Source organism: Ornithinimicrobium jinqii, assembly GCF_045032595.1.
Taxonomy (GTDB): Bacteria; Actinomycetota; Actinomycetes; order Actinomycetales; family Dermatophilaceae; genus Ornithinicoccus.
Genome location: NZ_JBJFZS010000018.1, coordinates 99,593 through 116,782 on the forward strand (window position 1 = coordinate 99,593; position 17,190 = coordinate 116,782).

Sequence of the window (17,190 nt, forward strand, 5' to 3'; positions counted from 1 at the left end):
CAGGCACCCCGTCCGCCCCCGTGGTCACGGGGGCGGTGCGCGTGGACCGGCTCAGCTCAGCCCGTCGACCCCGACCGAGGTGACGACGCTGGCCGCCAGGAGCTTGGCAGCGACGAGCACCGCCGACTCGTCCACGACGAGGTCGCCCTGGTGCAGCTCGTGGGTCGGGCCGCCCGGTGTCCGGGTGCCCAGCCGGGCCATCGCCCCCGGCACGTCGGTGAGGTACCAGCCGAGGTCCTCCCCGCCCATCGACTGCTTCGTCGGCACGACCGAGGCCACCCCGAAGAGCGCCATCGCCGCCTTGGACAGGGCGACGACCGCAGCGTTGTCGTTGTCGACCGGGGGCACCCCCCGGACGTACTGCACCTTCGCGCTCACGCCGTAGGGGGCCACGACGGCCTGGACGATCTCGTCGATGAGGGGACCGGTGGCGTCCCACGTCTCCGCGTCGAGCATCCGGATCGTGCCCAGCGCCTCGGCCCGGGTGGGGATGACGTTGGGGGCCGAGCCGGCCCGCACGACGCCCCAGACCAGGGTCGTGCCGGCCCGCGGGTCGACCCGCCGGGAGAGCACGGCCGGGACCTCGGTCACGACCTTGCCCAGGGCGAAGGTGAGGTCCTGGGTCAGGTGCGGCCTGGAGGTGTGCCCGCCCCGCCCGGTGAGCGTGACGTGCACGGAGTCGGACGCGGCGGTGATCGGCCCCACGCGCAGCCCCACGGTGCCCACGTCGATCGAGGGGTCGCAGTGGACGGCGAGCAGACGGTCGACGCCCTCCATGCCGCCGTGCTTCATCACCGCGTGGGCGCCACCGGGGATCGTCTCCTCCGCCGGCTGGAAGACGAGGCGGACACCGATGCCGCCGGCGATCAGCTCGTCCTCGACCGCCCTGAGCGCCAGGCCCGCCCCGAGCACCCCGACCGTGTGCACGTCGTGCCCGCAGGCGTGGCAGGCGCCCGGTGTCCGGGAGGCGAAGGACAAGCCGGTGGCCTCGTCCAGGGGCAGGGCGTCGAGGTCGGCGCGCAGCGCGATCCGCACCCTGGGCTCGGGGGCGCCCAGGTCCGCGATGGCGCCCGTCCCCGGGAGCGAGGTGACCTTCACGCCGGCGCGGGTGAGGACGTCGGTGACCAGGGCGGTCGTGCGCAGCTCCTGCCAGGACAGCTCGGGGTGCGCGTGGACCTCGTGGCGCCACCCCTGCAGCTCCGCGGCCAGGCGGTCGACCTCGGCGTCGATGCGCTGAAGGACGCTGGCGCGCGTCCCCTGCTCGTCGCCGACCCCCCGCGGGGCGCCCCCGGAGGTGGCCGGGGTGCGGCGCGGCTTGCGGGTGGTCTCTGCGGTCACAGGCGTCACTTCACATCGGTCTCGTCGTCGGTGGGTGGCCCGCGCCACGCTCCGGCCGCGGGCCCGACCTCACGGGTAGGCCACGACGGCATCGGGGAGCGACGACGGGCCGAGGTTCCCAGGGTAGCAACCCCCGCTGACTGCTCAGAAGGTCTCGCGGGGGACGTAGCGGCCCCACACCTCCCGCAGGGCGTCGGCCACCTCGCCGCCCGTCGCCCGCGCGCGCAGCGCCTCGCGCATCGGCGGGAGCAGGTTGTCGGTGCCCCGGGCGGCGGCGCGAAGCGCGTCAAGACGCCGTTCGACCTCGCCGCCGTCGCGCTCGGCGCGCAGCCGCGCCAGCCGGTCGGCCTGCTGCGCCTCGATCGCCGGGTCGACGCGGAGCGGCTCGTAGTGCTCCTCCTCGTCGATCGTGAACCGGTTCTGACCCACCACGACCCGCTCGCCGGTGTCGATCTGCAGCGCGTACTCGTAGGCCGAGCGCTCGATCTCGCCCTTCTGGAAACCCTGCTCGATGGCGTGCACCGCTCCCCCGCGCTCGTCGACCGCGCGGATGAGCTCCAGCGCGGCCTCCTCGAGGTCGTCGGTGAGGGCCTCCATCACGTAGGACCCGGCGAAGGGGTCCACGGTCTTGGTGACGTCCGTCTCGAAAGCCAGCACCTGCTGGGTCCGCAGCGCCAGCCGGGCGGCCTTGGCGGTCGGCAGCGCGATCGCCTCGTCGAAGGAGTTGGTGTGCAGCGACTGGGTGCCGCCCAGGACCGCCCCGAGGCCCTGGAGCGCCACCCGGACCAGGTTGATCTCCGGCTGCTGCGCGGTCAGCTGGACCCCGGCCGTCTGGGTGTGGAAGCGCAGCATCAGCGACCTCGGGTCCTGCGCGCCGAACTCCTCCTTCATGATCCGCGCCCAGATCCGGCGGGCCGCCCGGAACTTCGCGACCTCCTCCAGCAGGGTCGTGCGGGCCACGAAGAAGAACGACAGCCGGGGTGCGATGTCGTCGACCGCCAGGCCCGCGTCGATCGCCGCCTGGACGTAGGCCTTGGCGTTGGCGAGCGTGAACGCGACCTCCTGCACGGGCGTCGCGCCCGCCTCTGCCATGTGGTAGCCGGAGATCGAGATCGTGTTCCACCGCGGGATCTCGGTGCGGCAGTAGGCGAAGATGTTGCTGATCAGCCGCAGCGACTGGGCAGGCGGGTAGATGTAGGTGCCGCGGGCGATGTACTCCTTGAGCACGTCGTTCTGGATCGTGCCGGTCAGCTTCGAGGCGGGTATGCCGTTGCCCTCCGCCACGAGCTGGTACATGAGCAGCAGCGAGGCGGCCGGTGCGTTGATCGTCATCGACGTGGAGACCTCGTCGAGGGGCAGCCCGTCGAAGAGGACCTGCATGTCCTCGACCGAGTCGATCGCCACGCCGACCTTGCCGACCTCTCCGGAGGCGAGCGGGTGGTCGGAGTCGTAGCCCATCTGGGTGGGCAGGTCGAAGGCGACCGAGAGGCCGCCGGTGCCGTTGGCGACGAGCTCCTTGTAGCGGGCGTTGGACTCGGCTGCCGTCCCGAACCCGGCGTACTGCCGCATCGTCCACGGCCGGCCGGTGTACATCGTCGGGTACACCCCCCGCGTGAACGGGTAGGAGCCCGGCTTCCCGAGCGCGGTCGTGGGGTCGAAGCCCTGCTGGTCCTCCGGTCCGTAGACCGCCCTCATCGGCAGCCCGGACTCCGTCGTCGCCTCTGACATGGGGTCAAGCCTACTGACCGGCCCCCCGGGCCCCGGCGGCCCCCCGGACGGCGTCGACCGCGTCGCCGACCAGCGTCGGCCCGGCGTAGACGAGGCCGGTGTAGAGCTGCACGAGGCTCGCGCCGACGTCGACCAGGGCGCGGGCGTCGGCACCGGTCATCACCCCGCCCACGCCGATGACCGGCAGGTCGGTGTGCACGGCGACGTGCCGCACCACCTCGCGCGCACGCAGCGTCAGCGGCGCCCCGGACAGCCCGCCGGCCTCCGCCTCGGCCCGCGTCCGTTCACGCGGGGCCACCCCGTTGCGGGACAGCGTGGTGTTGGTGGCGATGACCCCGCCCGCCCCGGCGGCCAGCGCCACGTCCAGCGCCTCGTCGAGGGCGGCGTCGGTGAGGTCCGGCGCGAGCTTGACGAGGACCGGCACGCGGCCGGCAGCGCCGACGACCGCGGAGAGCAGCTCGGCCAGCGGTCCCGCGTCCTGCAGGGAGCGCAGGCCCGGCGTGTTGGGGCTGGAGACGTTCACGGCGAGGTAGTCGGCCAGGCCCTCCAGCGCCGCCACCGAGGTGAGGTAGTCCTGCACGGCGTCCTCGACCGGTGTCACCTTGCTCTTGCCGATGCTCACGCCCACGGGCACCCCGACCAGCCCCGCCTCCCGCGCGGCGCGCAGCCGGCCGGCGAGCGCGTGCACCCCGTCGTTGTTGAACCCCATCCGGTTGATCACCGCGCGGCTCTCCGGCAGCCGGAACAGCCGGGGTCGGGGGTTGCCCGGCTGCGCCAGCGCGGTGACGGTGCCGAGCTCGACGTGGCCGAGGCCGAGCGCCGCCCAGGTCGCCACGCCGCGCCCGTCCTTGTCCATCCCGGCAGCCAGGCCGACCCGGTGCGGGAAGCGCAGCCCGAGCAGCTCGACCGGCTCGGGCGCGCCTGCCGGCCCGACGGCATACCCGCCGAGTCCGGCCAGCACCCGCCCCGGCCAGGTGGCCCCGAGCAGCTCGGCGGCGGCGACGGCGCCGTGGTGCGCGGTCTCGACGTCGGCACGCCACAGGAGGGGACGGGCCACCCGCAGGTATGCCGTGCCTGCCGCCTCGTGCGCGCCGCGCCGGGCCAGGCCGGTGATCGCCCCAAGGAGGGGCTGCGGGGCGCGGGACGCACTCATGGGCGCAACCCTAGACTGGCGGTCATGCCATCAGGGGACAGCGCCGCCGCGGACCAGACGCTGCACGACCTCACCGCCGTGATCCCGGCCGGGGGCGTCGGCAGCCGGCTGTGGCCGCTGTCGCGGGCCTCCTCCCCCAAGTTCCTGCTCGACCTGACCGGCACCGGGCGCTCGCTGCTGCAGTCGACCGCCGACCGGTTGCGCCCGCTCGTCGGCGGCCGGCTCGTGGTGGTCACCGGTGTCCGGCACGCCGACGCGGTGCGGACCCAGCTGCCGGACCTCTCCGAGGCCGACCTGCTGGTCGAGCCGGAGCCGCGCGAGTCGATGCCGGCGATCGGCCTGGCCGCGGCCGTGCTGGAGCGCCGCGACCCCGACGCGGTGCTCGGCTCGTTCGCCGCCGACCACGTGATCGGCGACCTGGACGTCTTCGCGGCCTGCGTCCGTGAAGCGGTCCACGCGGCGCGCGGGGGCTCGCTGGTGACCCTGGGGATCCGACCCACCTACCCTTCTACCGGTTTCGGCTACATCCAGGTGGGCGCCCCCCAGGACGTGCCAGGGGCACCGCACGTGCGCCACGTCGAGGCGTTCGTGGAGAAGCCGGACGCGGAGCGCGCCCGGGCCTACGTCGCGGCCGGGGACCACCTGTGGAACGCCGGCATGTTCGTCGTGCGTGCCACCACCCTCCTGGAGCTGCTCGCCCTGGAGCACCCGGAGATGGTGACCCTCCTGCGCCGGATGGCCGCCGACCGGTCCACGATCGACGCCGGGTGGGGGTCGCTGACCCGCATCGCGATCGACCACGCCGTGGCCGAGCCGGCCGCCGCCGCCGGGCGGGTGTCGGTGGTCCCGGCCGACTTCGCCTGGGACGACGTCGGCGACTTCGCCTCGCTCGCGACCCTCCTGCCGGAGTCCGGGTCGCAGCCAGGACTGCGCGTGCTCGGGGACGAGCGGCTCGTGGTCAACGAGGGCTCGACGGGGATCGTCGCGGCCCACGGCGGCCGGACCGTGGTGGCCCTGGGCCTGGACGACGTCGTCGTGGTGGACACTCCCGACGCGCTGCTGGTGACGACGCGCGAGCGGTGTCAGGACGTCCGTGGCGTGGTGGCCACGCTGCAGCGTCTCGGACGGGAGGACCTGACCTGAACGCGCACGCCCTACCCTCCCCCGCGTCGTCGGCTCCTGCCCACCGCCCGGTCCCTGCCCGCACCCGGGGGCTCCGCGACGCCCTCGGCCACCATCTGGTCACCCGACGCTCACCCGACACACCCCGCGACGTCGCCCACGACACATCCCCGCCCCCGAGGCTGGAGCGCGTGAGGGTCGTCATCGTCACCGAGTCGTTCCTGCCCGCGCTCAACGGTGTCACCACGAGCGTGTGCAAGGTGCTGGAGTGCCTGCGCGCGCTGGGGCACGAGGCGCTCGTCGTCGCGCCGGGCACCAGCCCGTGGAGCCCGACGATGACGCCGGAACGCTACGCCGGCTTCCCCGTGCACTCGGTCACCAGCGTGCCGGTCCGGCAGTTCCGGGTGGGGCTGCCCTCCTACGAGCTGGAGACCGTGCTGCACCGCTTCCGGCCCGACGTCATGCACGTGGCCTCACCCTTCGTGCTGGGCGTGCGCGGGCTGACGGCGGCGCGGGCGCTGGGCATCCCCTCCGTCGCGGTCTACCAGACCGACATGCCGTCCTACATCAAGCAGCACATGGGGCCGGCCGGCGACGTCACGGCGCGCGCGGTGTGGCGCTGGATCCGTCGCATCCACCAGCAGGCCGACCTCACGCTGGCCCCCTCCAGCGCTGCCCTCGCGGACCTCGCCGCGCACGACGTGCCCCGGGTCGCGCTGTGGGGCCGCGGCGTCGACGCCGACCTCTTCGACCCGGCCCGCCGGGCCGACCCCGAGACGGCGGCACTGCGGCGCCGGCTGGCGCCGCACGGCGAGGTGCTGCTCGGCTACGTCGGTCGCCTGGCCCCCGAGAAGGAGCTGCACCGCCTGGCCGAGCTGGCGCGCACACCGGGCACCCGGCTGGTGCTCGTGGGCGAGGGGCCCAGCCGCGAGGCCCTGGAGGCTCTCCTTCCCTCGGCGGCCTTCCTCGGCCGACAGGAGGGGATGGACCTGGCCCGGGCGTATGCCGCTTTCGACGCCTTCGTGCACACCGGCACCCGGGAGACCTTCGGACAGACCCTGCAGGAGGCTGCCGCGGCCGGGCTGCCTGTCGTCGCGCCGGCCCGGGGCGGCCCGCTCGACCTCGTCCAGGTGGGGCGCACCGGCTTCCTCTTCGACCCGGACGTCCCCGGTGCCCTGGCCGCCGCCGTGCAGCCGCTCGTCGTGGGCGCCGACGCCCCGGCGCTGCGCGAGCGGCTCGGTGCGGCCGGTCGCGCGCACGTGGTCGAGCGCTCCTGGCCGGCGCTGGTGGACCAGCTGCTCGACTACTACGCCGAGGCCATCCACGCCACCTCGCGCAGCGCCGCCTGACGCCGCCCGTCAGGAGGGGGCCAGGTCATCCGCCCAGCTGGAACTCCTGGACCACGTTCCAGACCTCGTCGCCGCCGTGCAGGTAGAGGCGGAAGGACGAGGCGGTGAACGTGCAGGTGAACGCCGCGAGGTCGGCGAAGGCGCGGTCCAGGACCTGCGCCGGGTTGTCGTGGGCGACCGTGACGTGCGGGTGGTAGGGGAAGGCCAGCGAGCGCTCCACCGGTCCCGCGCGGACGGCGCCCTCCAGCCGCTCGCAGCTCGAGACGCCCTGCGCCACCTGGACGTAGACGACCTCGGAGACCGGGCGGAACGTGCCCGTGCCGCGCAGCATCACGGAGAACGGTGCGTGGGAGACGGCCACCGCGGCGAGGTGCTGGCGCAGGGGGAGCACCTGCTCGGGCGCGACCGGCGTCGGGGGCATGAGCGTGATGTGGGTCGGGATGTGCGCGGCCCGGTCCTCGCCGTAGTTCTGGCGCAGCCGCTGCAGGTGGCTCCCCCAGGGTTCGGGAACCGGGAGGGCCACCCCCACGACCGGGCCGGCGAGCTCGCCGTTGCCGGGCCGCGCCGAGCCGGGGGATCCGGGGGTCGTCACGCGGCCACACTACCGGGCCGGTGCGGGACGTGGTGCGGCACAGGAACGATGCTCAGCCGTGGGGCACCTTGAAGACCTGGCCCGGGTAGATGAGGTCCGGGTTGTCCAGGTTGTTCAGGCGCGCCATCTCCTGCCAGCTCACGCCCTCCCGCGCGGCGATGCCGGAGAGGGTGTCGCCGGACTTGACGGTGTAGGTCCGGTGAGTCTTCTCGACCTTCTCCTCCGCCCTGTCCGTGTCCGCCTCGGCCTCCTGGCCAGCCTGCTGACCCTCGTCGGCGCGCTGCTGCGCGTCAGCCGTGTCCGTCCCGTCCTGCTCCTTGACCCGGGCCGCGTCCTCGCGAGCGTTGTCGACCCGCTCGGAGTCCGAGGTCGTGAGCGCGTCCTTGACCTTGTCGAAGAATCCCATGCGAATCTCCTTCCGGCGGACAGGGGCGGGGCGGCTTCCGCCCGCGGGTGTCCCTGCCTGCTCCGCCCGAAACCGTAACCCGCTGCTGGGGGATCGGCCACTCGTGCCCGGACGGGCACCGGGTGCCACGGCCGCCCGCCCGGCCGGGTGCTAGCGTGCGAGGCGACGGACCCGGGCGCCACAGGGACGCCGGGACCAGCTGTCACCACCCCCCCGAGCGAAGGGCCACCCTCCCCATGAGCACCCCCGTCAAGGTCGCCGTCACCGGCGCCGCCGGCCAGATCGGCTACAGCCTCCTCTTCCGCATCGCGTCCGGGGAGCTGCTGGGCAAGGACACCCCCGTCGAGCTGCGGCTGCTGGAGATCACGCCGGCCCTCAAGACGCTCGAGGGTGTCGTCATGGAGCTCGACGACTGCGCGTTCCCGACGCTGGCCGGCATCGAGATCGGCGACGACCCCGACGTCGTCTTCGACGGCGTCAACGTGGCTCTGCTCGTCGGTGCCCGCCCGCGCACGAAGGGGATGGAGCGCGGCGACCTCCTGGAGGCCAACGGAGCGATCTTCACCGGTCAGGGTCGTGCCCTCAACAACCACGCGGCCGACGACATCCGCATCACCGTCACCGGGAACCCGGCGAACACCAACGCCCTCATCGCGATGAGCAACGCCCCCGACATCCCGCGCGAGCGCTTCACCGCCCTCACCCGCCTGGACCACAACCGCGCCATCGCCCAGCTCGCGGCCAGGGTCGGCGCGCCCGTCACCGACATCACGCACATGACGATCTGGGGCAACCACTCGGCGACCCAGTACCCCGACCTCTTCCACGCCCAGGTGGCCGGCAGGAGCGCCGCCGAGGCGGTCGGTGACCAGGACTGGCTGGAGAACACCTTCATCCCGACGGTCGCCAAGCGCGGCGCCGCGATCATCGAGGCCCGTGGCTCGTCCTCGGCCGCCTCTGCCGCGTCCGCGACCATCGACCACACGCGCGACTGGCTGCGGGGTTCGGCGGAGGGCGACTGGGTCTCGATGGCGGTGCCCTCGGACGGCTCCTACGGTGTGGCCGAGGGCGTCATCAGCTCCTTCCCGGTGACCACCTCCGGCGGGAGCTACGAGATCGTCCAGGGCCTGGAGATCGACGACTTCTCCCGCAGCCGGATCGACGCCTCGGTCGCCGAGCTCACCGAGGAGCGCGACGCCGTCACCGAGCTCGGCCTCATCGGCTGACCGGACACCCCACGACGACGGGCCCCTCCCGGTCGGGAGGGGCCCGTCGTCGTCAGCCCAGGCGCAGGGTGGAGGCCAGCACCGCGATCGCCCCGCCGAGCAGCGCCAGGGTGAGCACGTCGACCCAGCGTCCCCGCACCGCCAGGCCCCCCGCCCGGCCCTCGGGGACCGTCGCCCGCACCAGGGCCAGCACGCCCATGGTCGCGCCGACGGCATACCCGTAGGCGCGCAGGTTCTCGGTGACCAGCAGCACCCCCGCGACGGCGAGCCCGACCACACCCAGCCACCACAGGCCCAGCGGCTGGCGCAGGGTCGCGGCCCGGCGCTCGGCCTCGGGGTCGTCGGCCAGCGGGCCGTGCGGCTCGGGGGCGGGGCTCACGCGTCCGGGGTGATCCCCGCGGCGCGCTCGGCGGCCTCGACGACGTTGCTCAGCAGCATGGCGCGCGTCATCGGTCCCACGCCGCCAGGGTTGGGCGAGACCCAGCCGGCGACGTCGACCACGCCCGGGTGCACGTCGCCGGCGATCTTGCCGTCCCGACGGGCCACGCCCACGTCGAGGACCGCGGCCCCGGGCCTGACCATGTCGGGGGTGATGAGGTCGGGCACGCCGGCGGCCGCGACCACGACGTCGGCGCGCCTCGTGTGGGCGGCCAGGTCGCGGGTCCCGGTGTGGCACAGGGTGACCGTGGCATTCTCGGACCGCCGGGAGAGGATCAGGCCGAGCGGGCGACCGACGGTGAGCCCGCGGCCGACGACGGTGACCTCCGCGCCCGCCAGCGGCACGTCGTACCGCCGGAGCAGCTCGACGACGCCCACGGGGGTGCACGGGAGCGGAGCCGGGCGCCCCATGACGAGGCAGCCCAGGTTGTAGGGGTGCAGGCCGTCGACGTCCTTGACGGGCAGGACGCGGGAGAGGATCGCGAACTCGTCCAGTCCCGTGGGTTGCTGCACGAGGAAGGCGGTGCAGGCGGGGTCGGCGTTGAGCTCGTCGACCACGGCGAGGACGTCCTCGAGCGCGCTGTCGGCCGGCAGCTCGCGGCGCAGGCTGGAGATCCCGATGTCCGCGCAGTCCTGGTGCTTGGCGCCGACGTACCAGGTGCTGGCGGGGTCGGCCCCGACGAGCACGGTGCCCAGGCCCGGGACCACGCCGAGCTCGGCGAGCCGCGCCACCCGGGTGCGCAGCTCGTCCTTGATCGTGGCGAGCACGCCCCGGCCGTCGAGCACGGTCGCGCTCACGGCAGGTCCCCCTCGGTCTCGAGGGTGATGTCGACCATGAGCTCGCCGGCCAGGTCCTCCAGCGCGCCGCGCAGTGCCGTCAGGTCGGTCTGCTCGGAGGGGCGCAACGTGATGTCCGCCTCGAAGATCTGGCCGCCTGCCATCGGAGCGGGGCCGGTGCGGGTGTCCAGCAGGTCGATGCTCACGCCGTGCGCCGTCAGGACCCCGCTGATGTCGCGGACGATGCCCGGCCGGTCGTTGCCGACCAGCTCGAGACGGTACGACGCACGCGGGAGGACGGGAGCACCGGTGTCGCCGCCTGGACCGCCGGCCGCGCCTCGCGGGCCGGGGGCCTCCCGGACGGTCGTCTCGAGCACCCCGGCGAGCGGCTCGAGGGCGGCGGTGAGCTCCTCGGCCCGGCCCGGCGGGACGTCGACGGTGACGATGCCGGCGAAGACGCCGGCGAGCTCGGCGAGCTGGCTGCGTCCCCAGCTGCCGCCGTGCTCGGCGATGGCGTCGGCGAGGGCGCTCACCAGGCCGGCGCGGTCGTCGCCGACGACGGTGATGACGAGGGTGGTCATGGGAGCGACTCTAGCGACCGGGTCAGTGGGCGAAGTGGCGGGTGCCGGTGAAGTACATCGTCACCCCGGCGGCCTCGGCCGCAGCCACGACCTCGTCGTCGCGGATCGACCCACCGGGGGCGACGACCGCGCGGACCCGGGCGTCGAGCAGGACCTGCAGCCCGTCGGCGAACGGGAAGAACGCGTCCGACGCGGCGACCGAGCCGGCCGCCCGCTCCCCCGCCCGGCTGACGGCGAGGTGGCACGAGTCGACCCGGTTGACCTGCCCCATCCCGATCCCCACACTGGCGCCGTCGTGGGCGAGCAGGATGGCGTTGGACTTGGTGGCGCGCACAGCCCGCCAGGCGAGCTGCAGGTCGACCAGGGTGCTCTCGTCTGCCGCCTCCCCGGACACCAGGCGCCAGCGGGACGCGTCGTCACCGCCGTCCTCGACCTCCGCGTCGACCGTGTCGACGACCTGCATGAGCATCCCGCCGGACACGGGGCGGGTCTCGATGCCGCCGCGCGCGGGCGTGGCGGCGCGGAGCAGGCGGAGGTTCTTCTTGGCGGTGAGCACCGCGAGGGCGTCCTCGTCGAAGCCGGGGGCGACGACGACCTCGGTGAAGATGTCCTTGACCTGCTCGGCCATCGCCAGGGTCACCCGCCGGTTGGTGGCGATGATGCCGCCGAACGCCGACACGGGGTCGCAGGCGTGCGCCTTGCGGTGGGCCTCGGCGACGTCCTTGCCGACCGCGATGCCGCACGGGTTGGCGTGCTTGATGATGGCCACCGTCGGCCGGTCCCCGTGGTCGTGCGCCGCCCGCAGCGCGGCGTCGGCGTCGACGTAGTTGTTGTAGGACATCTCCTTGCCGTGCAGCTGCTCGGCCTGTGCCAGCCCCGGCTCGGCCTGGAACCCGCTGGTGTAGAGGGCGGCGCGCTGGTGCGGGTTCTCGCCGTAGCGCAGCACGGCCTTCTTGTCCCAGGTCGCGCCCACCCAGGCCGGGAAGCCTGTGCCGTCGCTGGTGTCCGCGACGACGTTGCCCATCCAGGAGGCGACGTGCACGTCGTAGGTCGCGGTGTGGACGAAGGCCTGGGCCGCGAGCCGTCGGCGCTGGTCGAGCGTGAAGCCGCCGGCGGCGACCGCCTCGAGCACCTCGGGGTAGGCCGTGGGGCTGGTCACCACCGCGACGCTCAGGTGGTTCTTCGCGGCCGCCCGGACCATGGACGGCCCACCGATGTCGATCTGCTCGACACACTCCGTGGGCTCGGCACCGGACCTGACCGTGTCGACGAACGGGTAGAGGTTGCAGACCACGAGGTCGAAGGGCTCGACACCGAGCTCGGACAGCTGGCGCAGGTGCTCGGCGTTGGTGGTGTCGGCCAGGATGCCTGCGTGCACGCGGGGGTGCAGGGTCTTGACCCGGCCGTCCAGGCACTCGGGGAAGCCGGTGAGCTCCTCGACGCGGGTCACCGGGACACCGGCATCCTCGATGCGGCCGGCGGTGGACCCGGTCGAGACGATCGCGACCCCGGCCGCGTGAAGTCCCTGCGCGAGCTCCGCGAGACCGTTCTTGTCGTAGACCGAGACGAGCGCGCGACGCAGCGGCCGCCGTGCCTCGGTCGTGGTGGCGTCGGGGGTGACGTCGGGGGTGTGGGTCACGGCGGATCGCTCCTGGGGGCACGTCGGGGACGGGTGCACTGCTCGTGCGGGCACCCAGGCGGACGATGCCCACGAACGTCACTCCCCGGTGGTGGACCACCTGCGCCAGTCGTGTTGCGGCCAGTCTAGTGGGGTCTGGCGGAGTGCTCCACGAAGCGCGGCAGCTCCTCGACGAGCATCGTCCGCTCGACCGTCTTGATGCGCTCGTGCAGCGTCTCCTCGGTGTCGCCCTCCACCACCTCGACGGCGCGCTGGGCGACGATCGGTCCGGTGTCGACGCCGGCGTCCACCACGTGCAGGGTGCAGCCGGTGACCCGCACCCCGTGGGTCAGTGCGTCCCGGACGGCCTGCGCGCCGGGGAAGCTGGGCAGCAGGGCGGGGTGGGTGTTGACCACGGTGAACCGCTCGAGCACGCGTGGGCCGAGGATCTTCATGAAGCCCGCCGAGACGACGACTGCGGGGTCGTGCCTCGCGATCGACTCGGCGAGCGCGCGGTCCCAGGTCGTCCGGTCCGGGTGGTCCCCGAGCCGCACCACGAACGTCGGCAGGCCGCGCGCGGTGGCCCTCTCGAGGGCGAGCGTGCCGTCGCGATCGGCACCGACGGCCACGACCTGCAGACCGTAGCGGGGGTCGTCGCACGCCTCGAGCAGCGACTGCAGCAGCGTGCCCGACCCCGAGGCGAGCACGACGACGGGCACGGGGCGTGCTGGTCCGGGGTTCACGTTCGGCAGTCTAGGCACCACCCCACCCCGGCGCCGGACGGCGGCAGGAGGGGGAGGGGGCTCAGCGGCGCAGCGCCCCGCCGCGGGAACCGGTGAGGTGCGCGACGGTGATCATGACGAGCGCACCCGCAGCGATCTCCAGACCGAGCAGCCCGGCGAAGCGCCACGGCTCGACGCCGACCGTGCCGAGCAGCCCCGGCGTCAGCCCTCCCGTGGACAGCCAGCCGAGCAGCAGGGCCACCAGGCTCACCACCGCCGCCCCCAGCAGCCCGATCTGCGCCTTCGTCCACCAGCTCGACAGGCGGGACGTCGAGCCGGCCGCCCGGTGCCCGAGCCACCCACCGGCCACGAGCGGCACCAGAGCCATCGCCCACATACCGGGTGGGAGCGCACCGGGCTCCGGCAGCGCCGCCAGCACGGGGAGCACCGGCAGGTCGCCGGCGGTGGACTCGGACCACCCGACGTGCACCGTGCCGACGGTCACGCCGGACCCGGTCAGCCAGGCCATCGCCCAGAGCATCAGGTTGGGCAGCGCGGCCACCTGGACCAGCGTGAGCACGGCCGTGCCGACCAGCCCGGCGTCGAGCGCCCCGTAGAGGGTCAGCACCCGTTCCCCCCGGATGAGCAGGAGCCCCAGGACGATGAGAAAGCTCACGGCCGTCAGGCCGACGACCACCTCGACGGCGGCCGGCAGGGCACGGCGCACGAGGACAGGGGTCCGGTCGGACACCCAGCGCAGGCCTGCGTCGACCGTCGGGTGCTCGTCGCGCCGGTGCTCCCCCCACCAGACCAGCGCGAGCGCGACCGCGGGCACCAGCACCGCCCCCGGTACGAGGCTGGGCAGGCGCACCGGGGCCAGCCCGAAGCTGGCGGTGTGCGCGAGCAGGAGGCCGGCCACGACGTACCCCAGCACGAAGGCGGCGGCATCCGGGCCACCCAGGGCGTGCCAGGCGCTGCGCCAGCCGCCGATGCTCGGGATCCGGGCCTGCAGCTCGACCCGGTTCATCACCACGTGGGTCCCTGCCCACCAGCAGACGAGGACCGGGACGGCCGTCAGGAGCAGCGGCGCGAAGACGATGTCGGCGTCGGCCGTGGTGACCCCGGCCCGGTGGGCCAGCGCCCAGACGTCCACGGACGCGCCCATCGTCTGCCAGAACGAGGCGGTGCTCCGCTCGTCGGCGACCCAGGCGACGACGAGGGGCAGGGCCACGGCGACGAGCCCCAGCAGCACGCAGACCCCACCGGCCACCGCCGCGATCGTCAGGTCGAGGACGCGCCCGAGGGTCAGCCCGGTCGTGGGTCGCCTTCCGGGGGCGGCGTCCTCGTCCCCGGTGGTGGTCTCCGGTCGTTGCAGCACAGTCATAGCTCCCCCATCGTCGCCTCCGCGCGCAGGCCCGGGAGGGAGGCGCGCCGGGGCGGGCGTGCCGCAGCCAACCACAAGCCGGGGTCCGGGGTGTGCCGACGGGCGGCACCCGACAGGGGTACCGCCCGTCGCAGACCTCGCCCGTCAGGCCATGCCGGCGATGATCTCGCGCATCAGCTCGGCGGTCTCGGACGGCGTCTTGCCCACCTTGACGCCGGCGGCCTCGAGGGCCTCCTTCTTGGCCTGCGCGGTGCCCAAGGAGCCGGACACGATCGCACCCGCGTGACCCATCGTCTTGCCCTCGGGGGCGGTGAAGCCGGCGACGTAGCCGACGACCGGCTTCGTCACGTTCTCCTTGATGTAGGCCGCCGCACGCTCCTCGGCGTCGCCGCCGATCTCGCCGATCATGACGATCGCGTCGGTCTCGGGGTCGTCCTGGAACGCCTGCAGGCAGTCGATGTGGGTGGTGCCGATGATCGGGTCACCACCGATGCCGACGGCCGTGGAGAAGCCGATCTCGCGCAGCTCGTACATCATCTGGTAGGTCAGCGTGCCCGACTTGGACACCAGACCCACACGGCCAGGACCGGCGATGTCGGCCGGGATGATCCCGGCGTTGGACTTCCCGGGGCTGATGAGGCCGGGGCAGTTGGGGCCGACGATGCGGGTCGTGCCCCGGTCCCGGGCGTAGGCCCAGAACTCCGCCGTGTCGCGCACCGTGATGCCCTCGGTGATGACCACGAGCAGCGGCATGCCGGCGTCGACGGCCTCGATCACCGCGTCCTTGGCGAACGTCGGCGGGACGAAGACGACCGACACGTCGGCGCCGGTGGTCGCCATGGCCTCGGCCACGCTGCCGAAGACGGGGACGGTGCTGCCGCCCTCGAACTCGACCTCGGTGCCGGCCTTGCGGGGGTTGACCCCACCGACCACCCGGGTCCCGGAGGCCAGCATCCGCTGGGTGTGCTTCATACCCTCGGAGCCGGTCATGCCCTGGACGATGACCTTGGAGCTGTTGTCGAGGAAGATTGCCATAGAAGTCTCTGGTCCTTTGTCGTTGTCTCGTCGGGGCTTCAGTTGACGGCCAGCTCGGCGGCCACCTCGGCGGCCCTGCGGGCAGCGCCGTCCATGGTCTCCTCGATGGTCACGAGGGGGTGGGCGGCCTCGGCGAGGATCCGCCGACCCTCCTCGACGTTGTTGCCGTCGAGCCGCACGACCAGCGGCTTGGTCTCCTCGTCGCCCAGGATCTCCAGGGCCCTGACGATGCCGTTGGCGACGGCGTCGCAGGAGGTGATGCCGCCGAAGACGTTGACGAAGACCGACTTCACCTGCTCGTCGCCCAGGATGACGTGCAGCCCGTTGGCCATCACCTCGGCCGAGGCGCCACCGCCGATGTCCAGGAAGTTGGCGGGCTTGGCGACCCCGCCGGTGAACTCCTCACCGGCGTAGGCGACGACGTCCAGGGTCGACATGACGAGCCCCGCGCCGTTGCCGATGATCCCGACGTTGCCGTCGAGCTTGACGTAGTTGAGGCCGAGCTCCTTGGCCTGCGCCTCCAGCGGGTCGGTGGAGGCCTTGTCCTCGAGCTCGGCGTGGTGGGGCTGGCGGAAGTCGGCGTTGGCGTCGAGGGTGACCTTGCCGTCCAGGGCCACGATCTCGCCGTCCTCGGTCAGCACCAACGGGTTCACCTCGACGAGCGTGGCGTCCTCGTCCCGGTAGACGGCCCACAGCTTCTGCAGCACGGGGACGATCTTGGCGCCGGTCCCGGCGTCGAAGCCGGCCTCCTGGACGATCTCCTGCGCCTTGGCCTCGTCGATGCCGGTGTTGGCGTCGACCTCCACCTTGGCCAGCGCCTCCGGGCGCTCCACCGCCAGCTGCTCGATGTCCATGCCGCCCTCCTTGGAGCACATGGCCAGCAGCGAACGGTTGGCGCGGTCCAGCAGGACGGAGAAGTAGTACTCCTCGGCGATCCGTGCACCCTGGGCGATCATCACGCGGTGGACGGTGTGGCCCTTGATGTCCATGCCGAGGATCGCCTCCGCGGCCGCCTCCGCGTCCTCGGCGCTCTTGGCCACCTTGACGCCACCGGCCTTGCCACGCCCGCCGGTCTTGACCTGGGCCTTGACAACCGTGACGCCGCCGGACCTCGTCCCGATCCGCTCGGCAGCCGCCCGCGCCTCCTCCGGGGTGTCGGCGGTGGCGCCGGCGAGCACGGGCACGCCGTGCTTCTCGAACATGTCGCGTGCTTGGTACTCGAACAGATCCACGAGTCAGATTCCCATCGGTGTGAGGTGGTGGGTGGTGTGAGGGTGCCGGGCCGACGAAGGCCCTAGTCAGGGGTCGCCAGGTGCTCGTGCACCCAGCGCGTGATGTCGCTCGTGCGGGCGCCGGGGGTGAACACCTCGGCCACACCCATCTCCTTGAGCACCGCGATGTCCTCGGCCGGGATGATCCCGCCCCCGAAGACCACGATGTCGGCGGCGTCCTGCTCGGCGAGCAGGTCGAGGACCCTCTTGAAGAGGGTGAGGTGCGCCCCGGAGAGGACCGACAGGCCCACCGCGTCGGCGTCCTCGGCGAGGGCCGCCGCGACGATCTGCTCGGGCGTCTGGTGAAGACCGGTGTAGATGACCTCGACCCCTGCGTCGCGCAGCGCGCGGGCGACGACCTTGGCTCCCCGGTCGTGGCCGTCGAGGCCGGGCTTGGCCACGACGACGCGCATCGGTGCAGACGACATGGGCCAGAGACTATCGCAACGG

Annotated in this window: 17 protein-coding genes and 1 riboswitch; of the genes, 3 read left to right on the forward strand and 14 right to left on the reverse strand. The window is 73.4% G+C overall.

The window, feature by feature from the left end:
* Positions 1–51: 51 nt before the first annotated feature.
* From ACI3ET_RS08175 to ACI3ET_RS08185, 3 genes are all read right to left on the reverse strand, one after another.
* On the reverse strand, positions 52–1,338 hold the full coding sequence (locus tag ACI3ET_RS08175; RefSeq protein ID WP_405032517.1) for an amidohydrolase: 1,287 nt from the start codon (positions 1,336–1,338) through the stop codon (positions 52–54).
* Positions 1,339–1,482: 144 nt separating this feature from the next.
* Positions 1,483–3,066, reverse strand: coding sequence for an acyl-CoA mutase large subunit family protein (locus ACI3ET_RS08180; protein WP_405032518.1), 1,584 nt, complete (start codon positions 3,064–3,066; stop codon positions 1,483–1,485).
* Positions 3,067–3,076: 10 nt separating this feature from the next.
* Positions 3,077–4,219, reverse strand: a complete 1,143-nt coding sequence (locus tag ACI3ET_RS08185) for a quinone-dependent dihydroorotate dehydrogenase (protein WP_405032519.1) — start codon at positions 4,217–4,219, stop codon at positions 3,077–3,079.
* Between the two features lie 24 nt (positions 4,220–4,243).
* On the opposite strand from ACI3ET_RS08185, the gene ACI3ET_RS08190 reads away from it, so the two are divergent.
* Together ACI3ET_RS08190 and ACI3ET_RS08195 are read left to right on the forward strand one after the other, a co-directional pair.
* Entirely contained in the window at positions 4,244–5,362 is a 1,119-nt protein-coding gene (locus ACI3ET_RS08190) for a mannose-1-phosphate guanylyltransferase (RefSeq protein ID WP_405032520.1), read from the forward strand.
* A gap of 170 nt (positions 5,363–5,532) precedes the next feature.
* Positions 5,533–6,690: a glycosyltransferase family 4 protein gene (locus ACI3ET_RS08195; protein ID WP_405032521.1), complete on the forward strand. Its 1,158-nt coding sequence runs from the start codon at positions 5,533–5,535 to the stop codon at positions 6,688–6,690.
* Between the two features lie 25 nt (positions 6,691–6,715).
* On the opposite strand, the gene ACI3ET_RS08200 is transcribed toward ACI3ET_RS08195, so the two are convergent.
* Both ACI3ET_RS08200 and ACI3ET_RS08205 read right to left on the reverse strand, forming a co-directional pair.
* Complete coding sequence (locus ACI3ET_RS08200; protein WP_405032522.1) at positions 6,716–7,282, reverse strand: 2'-5' RNA ligase family protein; 567 nt, start codon at positions 7,280–7,282, stop codon at positions 6,716–6,718.
* Positions 7,283–7,334: 52 nt separating this feature from the next.
* Positions 7,335–7,688, reverse strand: a complete 354-nt coding sequence (locus ACI3ET_RS08205; RefSeq protein ID WP_405032523.1) for a LysM peptidoglycan-binding domain-containing protein — start codon at positions 7,686–7,688, stop codon at positions 7,335–7,337.
* Between the two features lie 236 nt (positions 7,689–7,924).
* Here ACI3ET_RS08205 and ACI3ET_RS08210 point away from each other — a divergent pair, with 236 nt between their 5' ends.
* Complete coding sequence (locus tag ACI3ET_RS08210; protein WP_405032524.1) at positions 7,925–8,914, forward strand: malate dehydrogenase; 990 nt, start codon at positions 7,925–7,927, stop codon at positions 8,912–8,914.
* 52 nt (positions 8,915–8,966) lie between these two features.
* On the opposite strand, the gene ACI3ET_RS08215 is transcribed toward ACI3ET_RS08210, so the two are convergent.
* The 9 genes from ACI3ET_RS08215 to ACI3ET_RS08255 form a co-directional block, all read right to left on the reverse strand.
* Positions 8,967–9,293, reverse strand: coding sequence for a DUF3017 domain-containing protein (locus ACI3ET_RS08215; RefSeq protein ID WP_405032525.1), 327 nt, complete (start codon positions 9,291–9,293; stop codon positions 8,967–8,969).
* Positions 9,290–10,150, reverse strand: coding sequence for a bifunctional methylenetetrahydrofolate dehydrogenase/methenyltetrahydrofolate cyclohydrolase (locus ACI3ET_RS08220; RefSeq protein WP_405032526.1), 861 nt, complete (start codon positions 10,148–10,150; stop codon positions 9,290–9,292). Before ACI3ET_RS08220 ends, ACI3ET_RS08215 begins: the two co-directional genes overlap by 4 nt.
* Positions 10,147–10,710 (reverse strand): glycine cleavage system transcriptional repressor, encoded by a 564-nt coding sequence (locus tag ACI3ET_RS08225; protein WP_405032527.1) that lies wholly within the window; start codon positions 10,708–10,710, stop codon positions 10,147–10,149. Before ACI3ET_RS08225 ends, ACI3ET_RS08220 begins: the two co-directional genes overlap by 4 nt.
* Before the next feature lie 22 nt (positions 10,711–10,732).
* Entirely contained in the window at positions 10,733–12,349 is a 1,617-nt protein-coding gene (purH, locus tag ACI3ET_RS08230) for a bifunctional phosphoribosylaminoimidazolecarboxamide formyltransferase/IMP cyclohydrolase (protein WP_405032528.1), read from the reverse strand.
* A 45-nt stretch (positions 12,350–12,394) separates the two neighbouring features.
* A riboswitch (ZMP/ZTP riboswitch) is annotated at positions 12,395–12,472 on the reverse strand.
* A 2-nt stretch (positions 12,473–12,474) separates the two neighbouring features.
* On the reverse strand, positions 12,475–13,071 hold the full coding sequence (gene purN, locus ACI3ET_RS08235) for a phosphoribosylglycinamide formyltransferase (RefSeq protein ID WP_405032529.1): 597 nt from the start codon (positions 13,069–13,071) through the stop codon (positions 12,475–12,477).
* Positions 13,072–13,132: 61 nt separating this feature from the next.
* Positions 13,133–14,434, reverse strand: a complete 1,302-nt coding sequence (locus ACI3ET_RS08240) for a cell division protein PerM (protein WP_405032530.1) — start codon at positions 14,432–14,434, stop codon at positions 13,133–13,135.
* 144 nt (positions 14,435–14,578) lie between these two features.
* Entirely contained in the window at positions 14,579–15,469 is an 891-nt protein-coding gene (gene sucD / locus ACI3ET_RS08245) for a succinate--CoA ligase subunit alpha (protein WP_405032531.1), read from the reverse strand.
* A 38-nt stretch (positions 15,470–15,507) separates the two neighbouring features.
* The gene (gene sucC / locus ACI3ET_RS08250) at positions 15,508–16,701 is read right to left on the reverse strand and encodes an ADP-forming succinate--CoA ligase subunit beta (protein ID WP_405032532.1); all 1,194 of its coding nucleotides are present in this window, start codon (positions 16,699–16,701) and stop codon (positions 15,508–15,510) included.
* 62 nt (positions 16,702–16,763) lie between these two features.
* The gene (locus tag ACI3ET_RS08255; RefSeq protein WP_405032533.1) at positions 16,764–17,168 is read right to left on the reverse strand and encodes a cobalamin B12-binding domain-containing protein; all 405 of its coding nucleotides are present in this window, start codon (positions 17,166–17,168) and stop codon (positions 16,764–16,766) included.
* Positions 17,169–17,190 lie beyond the last annotated feature (22 nt).